This is a genomic window from Janthinobacterium sp. DSP2-3-3 (genome assembly GCF_049897325.1).
In the GTDB taxonomy this organism is placed as follows: domain Bacteria; phylum Pseudomonadota; class Gammaproteobacteria; order Burkholderiales; family Burkholderiaceae_D; genus Janthinobacterium.
This window is the reverse complement of the sequence record NZ_JAFCWA010000008.1, coordinates 264019-278443: the sequence shown is the minus strand read 5'-3', so window position 1 is coordinate 278443 and position 14425 is coordinate 264019. Positions and strand designations below refer to the sequence as shown.

The 14425-nt window shown below is 60.8% G+C and carries 11 protein-coding genes and 1 pseudogene; 10 read left to right on the top strand and 2 right to left on the bottom strand.

The genetic code is table 11. From position 1 onward, the window contains the following. The first annotated feature begins 47 nt into the window (after positions 1-47). The 4 genes from ACP7DE_RS17930 to ACP7DE_RS17915 all read left to right on the top strand — a co-directional run bounded on the left by ACP7DE_RS17930 (position 48) and on the right by ACP7DE_RS17915 (position 5058). Positions 48-2144 (top strand): cytochrome c biogenesis protein ResB, encoded by a 2097-nt coding sequence (locus ACP7DE_RS17930; protein WP_426073372.1) that lies wholly within the window; start codon positions 48-50, stop codon positions 2142-2144. Between the two features lie 48 nt (positions 2145-2192). Then, the gene (ccsB, locus tag ACP7DE_RS17925; RefSeq protein WP_426073371.1) at positions 2193-3344 is read left to right on the top strand and encodes a c-type cytochrome biogenesis protein CcsB; all 1152 of its coding nucleotides are present in this window, start codon (positions 2193-2195) and stop codon (positions 3342-3344) included. A 73-nt stretch (positions 3345-3417) separates the two neighbouring features. Next, the gene (msrP, locus tag ACP7DE_RS17920; RefSeq protein WP_426073370.1) at positions 3418-4395 is read left to right on the top strand and encodes a protein-methionine-sulfoxide reductase catalytic subunit MsrP; all 978 of its coding nucleotides are present in this window, start codon (positions 3418-3420) and stop codon (positions 4393-4395) included. A gap of 9 nt (positions 4396-4404) precedes the next feature. Then, a complete protein-coding gene (locus tag ACP7DE_RS17915; RefSeq protein ID WP_426073369.1) occupies positions 4405-5058 on the top strand; it encodes a sulfite oxidase heme-binding subunit YedZ in 654 nt (217 codons plus the stop codon). On the opposite strand, the gene lptM is transcribed toward ACP7DE_RS17915, so the two are convergent. Next, complete coding sequence (gene lptM, locus ACP7DE_RS17910) at positions 5055-5237, bottom strand: LPS translocon maturation chaperone LptM (RefSeq protein ID WP_092718293.1); 183 nt, start codon at positions 5235-5237, stop codon at positions 5055-5057. The genes ACP7DE_RS17915 and lptM overlap by 4 nt on opposite strands. A 40-nt stretch (positions 5238-5277) precedes the next feature. Between lptM and cyaY the strand changes: the two genes are divergently transcribed. Then, on the top strand, positions 5278-5607 hold the full coding sequence (gene cyaY / locus ACP7DE_RS17905; RefSeq protein ID WP_426073368.1) for an iron donor protein CyaY: 330 nt from the start codon (positions 5278-5280) through the stop codon (positions 5605-5607). A gap of 61 nt (positions 5608-5668) precedes the next feature. On the opposite strand, the gene ACP7DE_RS17900 is transcribed toward cyaY, so the two are convergent. After that, positions 5669-8014, bottom strand: a complete 2346-nt coding sequence (locus tag ACP7DE_RS17900) for a penicillin-binding protein 1A (protein ID WP_426073367.1) — start codon at positions 8012-8014, stop codon at positions 5669-5671. A gap of 301 nt (positions 8015-8315) precedes the next feature. Here ACP7DE_RS17900 and pilM point away from each other — a divergent pair, with 301 nt between their 5' ends. The 5 genes and pseudogenes from pilM (at position 8316) to ACP7DE_RS17875 (ending at position 14334) form a co-directional block, all read left to right on the top strand. Then, positions 8316-8948, top strand: coding sequence for a pilus assembly protein PilM (gene pilM, locus ACP7DE_RS17895; RefSeq protein ID WP_426073366.1), 633 nt, complete (start codon positions 8316-8318; stop codon positions 8946-8948). A 71-nt stretch (positions 8949-9019) separates the two neighbouring features. Next, positions 9020-9541, top strand: coding sequence for a PilN domain-containing protein (locus ACP7DE_RS17890; protein WP_426073365.1), 522 nt, complete (start codon positions 9020-9022; stop codon positions 9539-9541). A 2-nt stretch (positions 9542-9543) separates the two neighbouring features. Beyond that, positions 9544-10578 (top strand): pilus assembly protein PilP, encoded by a 1035-nt coding sequence (locus tag ACP7DE_RS17885; protein WP_426073364.1) that lies wholly within the window; start codon positions 9544-9546, stop codon positions 10576-10578. 107 nt (positions 10579-10685) lie between these two features. Next, positions 10686-12011: pseudogene (locus ACP7DE_RS17880) on the top strand (type IV pilus secretin PilQ); the annotation flags it as partial. Between the two features lie 121 nt (positions 12012-12132). Then, complete coding sequence (locus ACP7DE_RS17875) at positions 12133-14334, top strand: Ig-like domain-containing protein (RefSeq protein ID WP_426073363.1); 2202 nt, start codon at positions 12133-12135, stop codon at positions 14332-14334. The last annotated feature ends 91 nt before the right edge of the window (positions 14335-14425 follow it).

Below are 14425 nucleotides of genomic sequence, written 5' to 3'. Positions count from 1 at the left end.
CCTTGCCACTTTCCTCAAGATTGCATATCCAGTATGAGTATCAACGTATGAGCACAGGCACGACCGGAATCGAGTTAAAGACCCAACGCCGCAGCCTGGCTGAATTCGTCGAGCTGGTCTCGTCGATGCGCTTTGCCATCAGCCTGCTGACCCTGATCGCCGTCGCCTCCATTATCGGCACCGTGCTCAAGCAGAACGAGCCCATGCCCAATTATGTGAATCAGTTCGGTCCATTCTGGTTCGCCGTCTTCGACAAGCTGAGCCTGTATTCCGTGTATTCGGCCTGGTGGTTCCTGGTGATCATGGCTTTCCTGGTTGCCTCGACCTCGCTGTGCATCGTGCGCAATGCGCCGAAGATGCTCAAGGACATGCGCAGCTGGCGCGACAATGTGCGCGAGCAATCCTTGCGCAATTTCCATCACAAGATGGAATGGCAGGTGCCGCTGCCGCGCGCCGTGCTGGCACAGCAGATGGTGATGCGCCTGAAAGACAGCGGCTATGCGACCAAGGTGGTCGAGAAGGACAACGCCACCCTGGTGGCGGCCAAGCGCGGCGCGGCCAATAAATGGGGCTATATCTTTGCCCACGGCGCCATCGTCATCATTTGCGTGGGCGGCTTGCTCGACTCCGAAATGCCGATCCGCGTACAGCAATGGTTCTTTGGCAAGACACCGTTTTCCGGCAGCGGGGTGATCGCCGACATTCCAGCCCAGCACCGTTTGAGCCTGTCGAATCCTACTTTTCGCGGCAACACCATGATCCCGGAAGGCTCGTCAAGCAATACGGCCATCATTCCCCAGGCCGATGGCGTGCTGATCCAGGATCTGCCCATCACCATCCTGCTGAAAAAATTCCACATCGATTTCTACAGCACGGGCATGCCGAAGCTGTTCGCCAGCGATGTCGTCATCACCGATCATGTCACGGGCGAAAGTTTTCCTGCCACTATCAAAGTCAACCAGCCGTTGCTGTACAAGGGCCTGGCCCTGTACCAGTCCAGCTTTGAGGATGGTGGCAGCAAGCTCAAGTTGACGGGTTTTCCCATGGTGGGCAAGACGACGAAACGCTTCGATATCGGCGGCGAAGTCGGCGGCAGTACGCCGCTCGAGCGCAGCGATGGCAATTCATACACGGTGGAATGGTCGGCTTTCCGTCCGTTTAACGTGGAAAACCTCAGCGCCGGCCAGGATGTGCGCGCCGTCAGCAAGGCGGAAAGTTTCAACGATAAATTTGCCGTCGGCCTGGACAAGCGCCTCGGTTCGGCCGCGAAGAACGCGAACAACAAGGATCTGAAGAACGTCGGTCCTTCGGTGCAATACAAATTGCGCGACAAGACGGGCCAGGCGCGCGAATACCAGAACTACATGCAGCCTGTCACCGTGGACGGCACGACGGTGTTCCTGGCCGGCATGCGCATCAACCCCAGCGATGCCTTTAGCTTCCTGCGCATTCCCGCCGATGACAATTACAGCGTAAACGAGTGGATGCGTTTGCGGGCCGCGCTGCAAGATCCCGCGCTGCGCCAACAAGCTGCCGCGCGCTATGCGGCCCGCGCCATGCCGCAACCGGGCGCGGAAGCCCTGCGCGGCCAGTTGCAGGAATCGGCGGCGAAAAGCCTGGGTATCTTTGCCGGCAATGGGCAAGAGGGCGGTTTCCTGGCCATTTCGCGTTTCCTGGAGAAAATTCCTGCGGCCGAGCAAGAAAAAGCGGCCGATATCTTCATGAAGATCTTGAATGGCAGCCTGTGGGATTTGTGGCAGGCGGCGCGCGCCCAGGACGGCTTGAAAGCCATCGAGGCCGATGACAAGCACGGCCGCTTCCTGCAGCTGGCCACGAATGCGCTGTCCGACAGCTTCTTCTATGGCGCGCCCGTGTATCTGCAGCTCGACGAGTTCACGGAAATCAAGGCGTCCGTGCTGCAAGTGACGCGTTCGCCGGGCAAGAGCGTGGTGTACCTCGGTTGCCTCTTCCTCGTGATCGGCGTGTTTTCCATGTTTTACATCCGCGAGCGCCGCCTGTGGGTGTGGATCAAGGATGGCGAGGGGGCCAGTGTAGCGTTGATGGCCATGAGCACGCAACGCAAGACCCTGGATTTTGAAAAAGAATTTGAGACTTTGAAGGCAAAGCTGCCGCAATCGGCGTAAGCTGCGCTGTGTCTGGGACGCTTGCGCGTCGCCGGAAATGGAGAAAATATGGAATTGGCAAACAAGCAAATATATACGCAGGAACCAGGCTTTTTCAAGCGCCTGAGCCTGATCGATTGGCTGTATGGCGCCGGCTTGCTGGCCGCCTCCCTGTTTGGCCTGATGCGCTTTGGCGCCTTCATGGATATCTATGAAAAAGCCATCTTGCTGGCAGCGGCGCCCACGTTCGCGTGGCTGGGCTGGTACTGGAAGCCCGTGCGCTGGCTGATCCCCCTGGCGGCCGTGCTGTCGCTGTCCGCCATCGAGCTCTACGCCGGCCACCTTGAGATGGCGAACCAGAAATTCTTTCTGAAATATATTTTGTCGAGCCAATCCGCCATCCTGTGGATGGGCACCCTGTTCGTGCTGTCGACCCTGTTCTACTGGATCGGCCTGGTGGCGCGCTCGGAATTCGGCTCCTCCGTCGGCTCCCTGCTGTGCTGGGCCGGCGTGGTACTGGGCCTGACGGGCATGCTGGTGCGTTGGTACGAGTCTTACCTGATCGGTGCCGACGTGGGCCATATTCCCGTGTCGAACCTGTATGAAGTGTTTATCCTGTTTTCCTTGATCACGGCCATGTTCTACCTGTACTACGAGCAGCATTATGCGACGCGCCAGCTGGGCGCCTTTGTCATGCTGGTCATTTCGGCGGCCGTGGTGTTCCTGATGTGGTACACGGTCACGCGCGATGCGGCAGAAATCCAGCCGCTGGTGCCGGCCCTGCAAAGTTGGTGGATGAAGATCCACGTGCCGGCTAACTTCATCGGCTACGGCACCTTCGCCCTGTCGGCCATGGTGGCGGCGGCATATCTGCTCAAATCGAGCGGCTACCTGGTCGACCGCCTGCCGTCGCTGGAAGTGCTCGACGACGTCATGTACAAGGCGATTTCCGTGGGCTTCGCTTTCTTTACGGTAGCGACCATCCTGGGCGCCCTGTGGGCGGCCGAAGCGTGGGGCGGCTACTGGTCGTGGGACCCGAAAGAAACCTGGGCGCTGATCGTCTGGCTCAACTATGCAGCTTGGCTGCACATGCGCCTGATGACGGGCTTGCGCGGCCGCGTCGCTTCGTGGTGGGCGCTGGTGGGCTTGCTGGTGACGACGTTCGCGTTTTTAGGCGTGAATATGTTCCTTTCCGGTTTGCATTCTTACGGCAAACTTTAATGACAGAAGCGTCATGAACGGCCTGGGAAAACTGGTGTAAGGTACAAATAATCACCTTTTTCCCGGAGCCGCCATGTTGATCAAGCGCAGTCCCAACGGCATTGAATTGCCGTATTCTTCCGAAATCACGCCGCGCGCCGTGTTTGAATCGCGCCGCAGCTTCATCAAGCAAGTGGCGCTGGGCTCGATGTCCAGTGCGGCCTTGCTGGAAATGGCCAGCCGCGAAGCCTTCGCGCAAGGCACGAATCCCAAACTGGCCGCCAAGCTCAATCCCGCCTATTCGGCGCTGGAAAAGCAGACGGCGTACAAGGACGCCACCAGCTACAACAATTTCTACGAATTCGGCACGGACAAGAGCGATCCGGCGCAAAACGCGGGTACCTTGCGCACGCGGCCGTGGACGGTCAGCATCGAAGGTGAAGTCAAGAAGCCCATGACGCTGGACCTCGATGCGCTGTTGAAACTGGCGCCGCTGGAAGAGCGCGTCTACCGGCTGCGCTGCGTGGAAGGCTGGTCGATGGTCATCCCGTGGGTTGGTTATTCCTTCTCGGAAATCATCAAGAGGGTCGAGCCGACGGGCAATGCCAAGTATGTGGAATTCATCACCCTGGCCGACAAGAAGCAAATGCCGGGCGTGGGTAGCCGCGTGCTGCAGTGGCCCTATACGGAAGGCTTGCGCATCGATGAAGCGAACCATCCGCTGGCGCTGCTGACCCTGGGCATGTATGGCGAAGCCTTGCCGAACCAGAACGGCGCGCCCGTGCGCATGGTGTTGCCGTGGAAATATGGTTTCAAGTCCGCCAAATCCATCGTCAAGATTCGCTTCGTCAAGGAACAGCCGCGCACGTCCTGGAACCTGTCGGCGCCGTCCGAATACGGTTTTTACTCGAATGTGAACCCGAACGTCGATCATCCGCGCTGGTCGCAGGCTTCCGAGCGGCGCATCGGCGAAGACGGTTTCCTCACGCGCAAGCGCAAGACCCTGATGTTCAACGGCTACAACGATGTCGCTTCCTTGTACGCGGGCATGGATCTGAAGAAGTTCTTTTAAGGAAAGACCATGGCCCTCAACCCCACGCCGAGACAATTGTCGCTATTCAAAAGCCTGCTTTTTCTGCTGGCGCTGCTGCCGTTTGCACGCATGGTCTGGCTGACGTACACGGGGCAACTGGTGGAGCCGCTGGAATTCATCACGCGTGGCACGGGCGACTGGACCCTGTATTTTCTCTGCATCAGCCTGGCTGTGACGCCCTTGCGGCGCTTCACGCAATGGAATTGGCTGATCAAGCTGCGGCGCATGCTGGGCCTGTTCGCGTTTTTCTACGCGGCACTGCACTTCACCACCTTCCTGTGGTTCGATCACTTTTTTGATGTGCGGGAAATGTGGAAGGATGTGCTCAAGCGCCCGTTCATCACGGTGGGCTTCATCGCCTTCGTCTTGCTGATTCCGCTGGCCGTGACGAGCACGAACGGCATGGTGAAACGCCTGGGCGGCAAGCGCTGGCAGTGGCTGCACCGCTTGATCTACGTCATCGCGCCACTGGGTATCCTGCACTTCTGGTGGATGAAGGCGGGCAAGCACAATTTCGCGCAACCGATCCTGTTTGGCAGTATCGTCGCGCTACTGTTGTTAATTCGCGTATATTTCGCCTGGAGCAAGCGTGTAAAAAGCGCCAGGGCGGCGCATGCCGCCACCCCGGTGCGTTCGCTTTAGGTCGCCGGCACGATCACCGGCGGCGGTGGCACGGGCGCCGGTTCGACAGGGCCTTTGGCTGGCGCGCCCTTGGCCGCCGGCGGCTTGGGCAGGTACAGGGGACCGGGCTGGCCGCAGCCGGCCAGGATGCTAGAAACCACAATGGCGGTACCGATATAAAACGCTGAGGATGACTTCACGATTAGAATCACGGTTTGATTAAGATCTTTGGAGTGTAGCATGAGCGAATCGGAATTCCTGGCCCTGGCCGAAGCCACCCTGACCCAGATCGCGGCGGCGCTGGACCGGCTGAACGATGAAGACGTGCTCGACGTCGAATGCAGCCGTAGCGGCAATGTACTGGAAATCGAATTCATCGATAACGGCACGAAAATCATCGTCAACAGCCAGGCCCCCATGCGTGAAATGTGGGTGGCGGCCCGTTCCGGCGGTTTCCACTACAAGCGCGTGGGCGATGAGTGGGTCAACACGCGCGACGGCTCGGAACTGTTTGCCGCCCTGTCGGCCATGGCCAGCGAGCAGGCGGGCGCGCCGGTGGTCCTGAAATAACGTTTCGCCAAGGAATAAAAAAGGCAGCCTCTTCAGGCTGCCTTTTTTACATCAAGCGAACTTAAAACAGTTCATTCTTGACCGCTTCCTTGGCTTTTTCTTCCTCCGGCGTGCCGCGCGCCGCGCCTTCCAGGCTGCCCACCCCGGTGCCCGGCGGATTTTCCGCATAGTAGTATTCGTCGCCCACGCGTATCAAGCCTTCCGGTACGGCGCGTTCCTCGACGGGAATGCTTTTCAGGGCTTTCGCCATGTAGCTGATCCAGATCGGCAGGGCCAGCCCGCCGCCCGTTTCCCGGTTGCCCAGGTTGCGCGGCTGGTCGTAGCCGATCCAGGCGATGCCCACCAGCTTGGCCTGGTAGCCGGCGAACCACGCATCGATGGAATCGTTGGTGGTGCCCGTCTTCCCGGCCAGGTCAGGGCGCTTCAAGGCCATGGCCTTGTTCGCCGTGCCGAAGCGCACGACGTCGTTGAGCATGCTGTTCATCATGAAGGCATTGCGCTCGTCGATGACGCGGTTGGCTTCCTCGCCCGCCAGATCCGGCTTGGCTTGCGACAGGATATTGCCGTCGCTATCGGTCACCTTGGCGATGAGGTAAGGGTTGATCTTGTAGCCGCCGTTGGCGAAGACGGCATACGCGCCCGCCATCTGTAGCGGCGTCACGTTGCCGGCGCCCAGGGCCAGGGTCAGATATGGCGGGTTCTTGTCCGCGTCAAAGCCGAAGCGCGTCGCGTATTCCTGGCCATACTTGGCGCCGATCTTGTGCAGGATACGTATGGAAATCATGTTCTTCGATTTCATCAAGCCCTTGCGCATGGTCATCGGGCCATCGTATTTGCTGTCGTAGTTCTTCGGTTCCCACGCCTGGCCGCCCGTCTGGCCCGCGTCGAACGAGATCGGCGCATCGTTGATGATGGTGGCTGGCGACAAGCCTCGTTCCAGCGAAGCGGAATAGATGAAGGGCTTGAAGGCCGAGCCGGGCTGGCGCCACGCCTGCGTGACGTGGTTGAATTTGTTGCGGTTGTAATCGAAGCCGCCCACCATGGCGCGGATGGCACCGTCGGTGGTGCTGGCCGACACAAACGCCGATTGCACTTCCGGCATTTGCGTCAAGACCCAGCTGTTGTTTTCTTGCATGACGCGGATCACGGCGCCACGCTTGATGCGGCGGTTCGGCGCCGCTTTTTCCGACAGCCAGGCTGCGCCAAATGTCAGGCCCGGGCCGGTAATGGTGATTTCCTCGCCTGCCGACGTGACTGCCTGCAACGATTTTGGCGACGCTTGCAGCACCATGGCGGCGATGATGTCGTCGCTGTCCGGGTGGTCGGCCAGCTCCGTTTCGATCGCATCATCCGCCTCAGCCTTGGTTTTCGGAATCTCGATGTAGGCTTCCGGGCCGCGGTAGCCGTGGCGTTTCTCGTAATCCATCACGCCCTTGCGCAAGGCAATGTAGGCGGCGTCCTGGTCGGCCTTGGTGATGGTGGTGTAGACGTTCAGGCCGCGCGTGTAAGTATCTTCCTTGAATTGCTCGTAGACCAGCTGGCGCGCCATTTCCGAGACATATTCCGCGTGCACGCCAAAGGCGCTGCTGTCAGTTTTTACTTTCAGCTCTTCATTCTTGGCTTCCGTGTATTGCTCAGGCGTGATGTAGCCCAGTTGCGCCATGCGCTGCAGGATGTATTGCTGGCGCATGCGCGCGCGCTTCGGATTGACGACGGGATTGTAGGCCGACGGCGCTTTTGGCAAGCCGGCCAGCATGGCCGCTTCGGCCACGGTGAGGTCCTGTATATTCTTGCCGAAATAGATTTGCGCGGCCGAGGCGAAGCCGTAGGCGCGCTGACCCAGATAAATCTGGTTCATATACACTTCGAGGATCTGGTCCTTGCTGAGGTTTTTCTCGATCTTCCACGCCAGCAAGACTTCATACGCCTTGCGTTTTAGCGTCTGTTCGCTGGACAGGAAGAAGTTGCGCGCCACCTGCTGCGTGATGGTCGAGGCGCCTTGCTTGGCGCCGCCCGTCAGGTTGTGCAGGGCCGCGCGGGTGATGCCCAGATAGTCGACCCCGCCATGTTCATAGAAGCGGTCATCTTCGATGGCCAGCACGGCTTTCTTCATGACATCGGGAATATCCTTGATATGCACCATGTTGCGCCGTTCTTCACCGAACTCGCCGATCAACACACTGTCGGACGTGAACACGCGCAGCGGCATTTTCGGCTTGTAATCGGTCAAGGTATCGAGCGCCGGCAGGTTCGGATAGGCCATGGCCAGGCCAAAAACTACCAGCAAGATGCCGACGATGCCCAGGCCCAGCAGCGATACCAGGGCCATCAACAGAAAACGTTTGGGTTTGCTGCCCTTGGTGGGCGGCTTCGAGCCAGCGGAGCCAGCGGAGTTTGAAGATGTCATGCGTCGTATGTCTTTCGGTTAATTATGCCGGTCAATTATAAGCGAGCTTGCCGGGCGGGCAGCGCGCCGTGGCGCTTGCCGGGGGGAGTGTCGACACTTGTCGATACTCTATATAAGCGTGTATTGGCCCGCTGGCAACCAGGATTTGGTAACAATTATTCTGCGCCAGATCATAGCCTGGCCAGATAGGCGCGCCGCGCCGCAGACACCAGTGTGAAATCCATTTACAAGCCAGCGCTGCCAGGACTAGGCTTTCGGATGGCAGCAACCCCTCCCACGGTCACGTTTCTCTATGAAAAACATGTCTATCCGCAGTTTTCTTGGCATCGGCTTGCTGGGCGTCGACATGGCGGACGATGCCGTGCGCGTGGTCGAGTTGAGACGCCGGCGGGGAAAACTGTCGTGCCGGCATTGCGGCAGCGCCGCGCTGGCTGAAGGAGTGATGCTTGAAGGCAATGTTGAAGATGTGCAGGGTCTGACCACCGCCGTGCGCCTGGCATGCCGCAACAGTGGCAGCGCCTGCACCCGCGTGGCATTGGCCATGCCGGCCACGGCCTTGATCGCTCATGTGATCCGTCTGCAGGCGGGCTTGCCCGAGGAGCAACTGGAAATCCTGGTGGAACTGGAGGCGGCGCAATACATGCCGTTTGCGCTGGAAGACGCCAGCCTGGATTTTTACCAGCTCGGGCCGGCGCCACCGCTTGCCGGCCAGACGCAGCGGGAGATCGAAGTGCTGCTCGTGGCGGCGCGCCGCGCCAGCGTGCAGCGTCGCCTCGATGCGGCTACGGCGGCTGGCTTGACGCCCGTTGTCATGGATAGCGAGGCGCTGGCACGCCAGGCGGCTGTTGCACAAGGGGGATGGCAAGCCTTGCCGGACAGCGGACTGGCATTTCAGCTGGCCTGGGGGCTGGCTTTGCACCGCTACGCCCGATGAAGAGCGTGGCGCAAGTGCCATGCATCAACCTCTTGCCGCATCGCCAGGCGGCGCGGCGCAGGCGTATTCAGATGCTGCTGTGGCAACTGGCCGGTGGGGCGCTGCTGGGCTTGCTGCTGGTGCTGGCGGCGGGCGCTTGGCTGCAGCAGCAGCTCGATGCGCAGTTGCGCCGCCAGGAGGGCTGGCGCAACGCCACGCAGCAAGTAAATGCCATCCTTGACACCGGCAGGCGGGTGCAGAGCGAGACGGCGGCGCTGGTGCTGCGCCAGCAGGCCATTGCCGATTTGCAAGAACAACGCAATGCCTGGGTGCGCATGCTGGACGCGCTGGCGCGGGCGATGCCGACCGGTGTGGCCTTGCACAGTGTGCGCCAGGAATCGGCGATGCTGCGCTTGCAAGGGCATGCCATTTCGCAGGAACAGGTCGCAGCATTGCTGCAGGCGCTGGAGCAAGCGGCGCCCTGGTCCCGGCCGGAATTGGTGGAAGTGCGGCTGGAAGTGCGCGGTGCGGGCGACGGCGCGGTGGAGTGGACGATACGGCTGGCTTTGGCAAGCGCTGGACGCCTGTCCAGTAAACCTAGCCCTGGAGGTTGATCATGCTGAGCTTGAAGACCGCGTCGCTGTGGCCGCTACCGGTGCGCCTCGCTTGCGCCGCCCTGTCTGGCATGCTGGTGGCCGCTCTGCTGCACGCCGCCTGGCTGGATGGCATGATGTCTGCCGTGCAGGTGGCGCAAAGGGAAGAAGGCCGCTTGCGTGCCGCGTATCTGTCGGCGCAGGCCAGGGCGAGCCTGTTGCCGCAGTGGCGTGCGCAGCAGCGCCAGGCTGGCGCCGAGCTGGCTCTCCTGGAACAGCAGTTGCCCGACCAGCAAGCGATGGCGGTGCTGTTGACGGACATCAACGCCGCAGGCCATTCGCGCGGTTTGCAATTTTCGCTATTCAAGCCGGGGGCGCCCCGGCCGCAAGCGCCATATGTCGCCTTGCCGATCGCCATACAGTTGCGTGGCGGCTATCACGCCATGGGTGCGCTGCTGGCAGACCTGGCGCGCTTGCCGCGCATCGTCACGGTGCATGAGCTGGCCTTGACCCTCGGCAAGGATCGCCTGCTGACGCTCGATGCCGTGCTGCAGGCGTATCGCTTGCCCGACGCGGGGGAACGGGCGGCGCAAGCGGCATTGTTGCCCAAGGCCGGCACGCCTGCAGTCGCGCCCGTATGGCATCCGCTTGCCGTAGTCGCGCCGTATCCCTACGAAGCCGCCGCCTTGGTCGATCCTTTTGATGCATTGCCGCCCGCCGGCGCGCCGGCTCAACATGGCAGCGTGGCGGGGCCCGACCCGCGGCGTGTGCGCGAAGCGCTGGAAAGCGTGGCGCTGCCGGCCATCAGCATGGTCGGTAGCGTGCAACAGGCCGGGAGCCTGAGCGCGCTGCTGCTGGCGGGCCAGCGCGTGTACCGGGTGGCGGTGGGCCAGTATCTGGGGCCGGACCACGGCCTGGTCACGCGCATCAGCGAACAGGCGCTGCAGTACAAGGAGTTGCTGCCGCACGCGGGCGGCGGGTGGCGCGAACGGCACGCCAGCCTGTCCCTGCAAAAAACCGGTGACGCCAAGGCCGGCATGCCGGAGGTCACGCCATGAAGCCGTATATGTGGATGTGTTCGATGTGCTCGATATACTGGACCTTGCTGCATGGCGTCGCCATGGCCGGGGACGAGGCGGTGGTGCAGGTGACGGCGCCGCGCCTGTATGCCGGTGAGAAAATCTCCGTCGATTTCCAGAACGTGGGCGTGCGCGCGGCCCTGCATATCCTGGCCGATGCATCGGGGCAAAACATCATCGCCAGCGACAGCGTGGTGGGCAACCTGACCCTGCGCCTGCGCGACTTGCCGTGGGACCAGGCGCTCGACGTGCTGCTGCAGGCGAAGGGCCTGGACATGCGGCGCAATGGCAACGTGCTGTGGATCGCGCCGCGCGAGGAAATGCTGGCGCGCGAAAAACTCGAACTGGAGCAGCGCGCGCAGATCGCGGAACTCGAACCCTTGCAGTCGGCCATCTTCCAGCTCAACTACCAGAAGGCGGAAGCGTTCCGCAGCGTCTTCGGCCTGGACGCGGGCGAGGGCCGCAGCCGCTTGCTGTCGCGGCGTGGCAGCGTGCTGATCGAGCCGCGCACGAATCAGGTGTTCGTGACCGACGTGCCGGCGCGGCTAGAGCAGATCCGCCAGTTGATCGCCAAGACGGATATTCCAACGCGGCAAGTGATGATCGAGGCGCGCATCGTCGAAGCGAACGACAGTTTCAGCCGCAACCTGGGCGCGCGCCTGGGTTTCACGGACCAGCGGCAGGCAGCGGGCCAGGTACCCGGCTTTTCCCTGGGCGGCAGCGGACGCCGCGCGGCCATCGGCGGCAGCTACCAGGGGGTGGGCGAGGCGACGGGGCAAACGGTGGCCGGCGCCGGCGCCTTTGTGCCAAACACGCAATTCGTCAACTTGCCGGCCGCCAGCATCAATGGCTTGCCGCCGGCCAGCTTCGCCCTGAGCCTGTTTTCGGCGGCCGCCAACCGCTTCCTGAACCTGGAACTGTCCGCGCTGGAAGCGGACGGCAAGGGCAAGATCATATCCAGCCCCCGCGTGGTGACGGCCGACAAGGTGCTGGCGCTGATCGAGCAGGGCATCGAGCTGCCGTACCAGGTGGCCACCAGCAGCGGCGCCACGTCGATTACATTTCGCAAGGCGAACCTGCGCCTGGAGGTCACGCCGCAGATCACGCCGGACGGCAATGTGGTGCTGGAAGTGGACGTCAACAAGGATAGCGTGGGGCAGGAAACGCGTTCCGGGTTTGCCATCGACACCAAGCACGTGCGTACGCAAGTGATGGTGGAAGACGGCGGCACGGTGGTACTGGGCGGCATTTATCAGCAGTCCGAACGGGGCACGGATAGCAAGGTGCCGATTCTTGGCGACATCCCCTTGCTGGGGATTTTTTTCCGCAGCACGGGCCGCAGTCAAGAAAAAACCGAACTAATGGTGTTTATTACGCCGAAAATAGTGGCAGATCGGCCAGCAACACGTTAATGTCACATCTTTACGTTTAAGTAACAATGCAAACGAAAGCGAACTGATGGCGACTATGCGGAATTTTTCTTTAGGCAATACTTCTTGGAGTAGGGCATTGAATTGGCTGGCTCTGCTGGTCATGAGCACTGTACTGGCCGCTTGCGGCGGCGGTGGCGGTGATCCGACCATCGATGGCGGCAGCAGTGGCGGCACGACGGGTGGCGTGGCAGCGACGGTCACGGTGAGCCTGTTTAACGCTGGTGGCCAGCCTAGCAATGCATTGAGCAGTACAACGCCGCTGACGGCCAATGCGCTCGTCAACGATAAAAATGGCGTTCCTATCAGCAATGCAGTGGTCACGTTTTCGGCCGACGCCGCGTTGGTAACGTTGTCATCGACCAACGGCACGGCGCTGACCGACGCCAAGGGCTATGCCAGCATCACCGTCTCGGCCCTGAACGCCACCGTTGCCGGTGCGGGCAAGCTGACGGCCACTGTCGCGGCGGGCACCGCCACGATAAGCGGCGAGGCGAGCTATGAAATCAAGACTGCGCAGGCATCGGGCGCCAAAATGACGCTGTCGCTGTTCAGTGGTGCCAGCGCCAGTAACGCGCTGTCGAGCGCCACGCCGCTGACGGCCAAGGCACTGGTGACCGATTTGAACGGCAAGCCACTCACCAACGCCCTGGTCGCGTTCTCCACTGACAACACCCTGGCCGTCATGTCGTCATCGGTGGGAACGGCACTGACCGATGCGACAGGCACGGCCAGCGTCACGCTGCGGCCTTTCAGCCTGTCCGCCAGCGGCGCGGCCACTTTGCAGGCGACGACGACGGCCAATGGTGCCGTCGTCAGCAGCCAGATCAATTATGTGCTGGGAGCCACCGACCTGACGGTGAGCGACATACATTTTTCGCCCGACAGCATCCCGGCCTATGGCACCACCAACGTCACGGTCGATGTCATGGCTGGCACCAGCCTGTACACGGGATCAGGCCAGACGGTAAATTTCAGTTCGACTTGCGTGGAGGCCGGCAAGGCTAGCGTGACCAGCGGCGTGCCGGTAGTCAATGGCAAGGCCACAGCTGTTTTCCGCGACCTGGGTTGCAATGACTACGATATGGTCAATGCCACAGTGATGGGCAGCGCTTCCATGTATCACGCGACGCTGCCGATCGGTCGCGTCGCGCCGGCATCGGTACAATTTTCCAGCGTCAGTCCGGTAGGCAAGTCGATCGTGATTCAAGGGCAGGGCGGCATAGCGCGCACGGAAATGGCTACGCTCACTTTCCGCGTATTCGATACTTTCAACAAACCGCTGGTCGGCCAGGAAGTGACGTTTTCGTTGTTGAACGGTCCTGGCATGACGCTCAATAAAGTGAAAGACACCACGGATGCCAATGGTGACGTCATCACCACCGTCAATTCCGGCACCACCCCGACCACCTTCCGTGTTAAGGCCAGCCTGGCCTCTGGCATTTCCACCTTGTCCGATTCCATCTTGGTAACGACGGGTTTGCCTGTGCAAACGGCGTTTTCGCTCAGCTCCGTCAAGTCCAGCGTGGAAGGCTGGTCGTATGACAGCCCCGTAGGCACCCCTGCCACGACCGTCACTATCTTGCTGGCAGACCAAGCGGGCAACCCTGTTCCTGACGGCACGCCGGTGGTATTTCAGAGCAATCTGGGCGCCATCGGCTCATCCAGCATGGGCGGCTGCACTACCATGAACGGCGGCTGCTCGGTCGACTTCCGCAGCCAGAACCCGCGTGTGGCGACCAATCCACCTGTCACGCCCTGCAATGACGTCAGCCATGGCGGCACGCCCGACAGCCTGTGGCCAGGCCTGGCAACCGTCTGCGCCAGCACTTCGGACGGCAGCAAGACGCTGTTCGCGAAGATCGCCATCTTTTTAAGCGGTAGCCATCCCGAAAATGTCACGCTGTTCGATCAGTCGGCCCAGGTAAGTCTGGATCGCAGCACCTATGATTTGGGGAGCGTTTCGGCTTCTGCAGTGCGTCAATTCAGCCTGCGATTGAGCGATTTGCATCAAAATGCCATGCCTTCCGGGACGACTGTCGCGATCACGAATATGATCAATGGAGTCGGATCCATCACACCGGATAGCATTCAAAATATCTATCCGCACAACACGCTTGGCGTGGATGACCGTACCGGAGGCAACATTCAAGGTAACCAGGGAGGCCGGCATGCCGTTACAATTAACAGCCTGACGCCGACAAATTGTGTAGCGAATGTGGTCAGCACGTTTAATGTGACAGTGACGACGCCGCTGGGTAACGCCACCAGTTACCCGTTTAGACTGACATTCTCCTGTCCTTGACGCAAGGGGAAACGGGCGCCGTAAAGGCGGCGCCCGCTTATTTTCTGATTGATATTAAAAGTGTCCGAAATTTCCAACAGTAATATTTTCC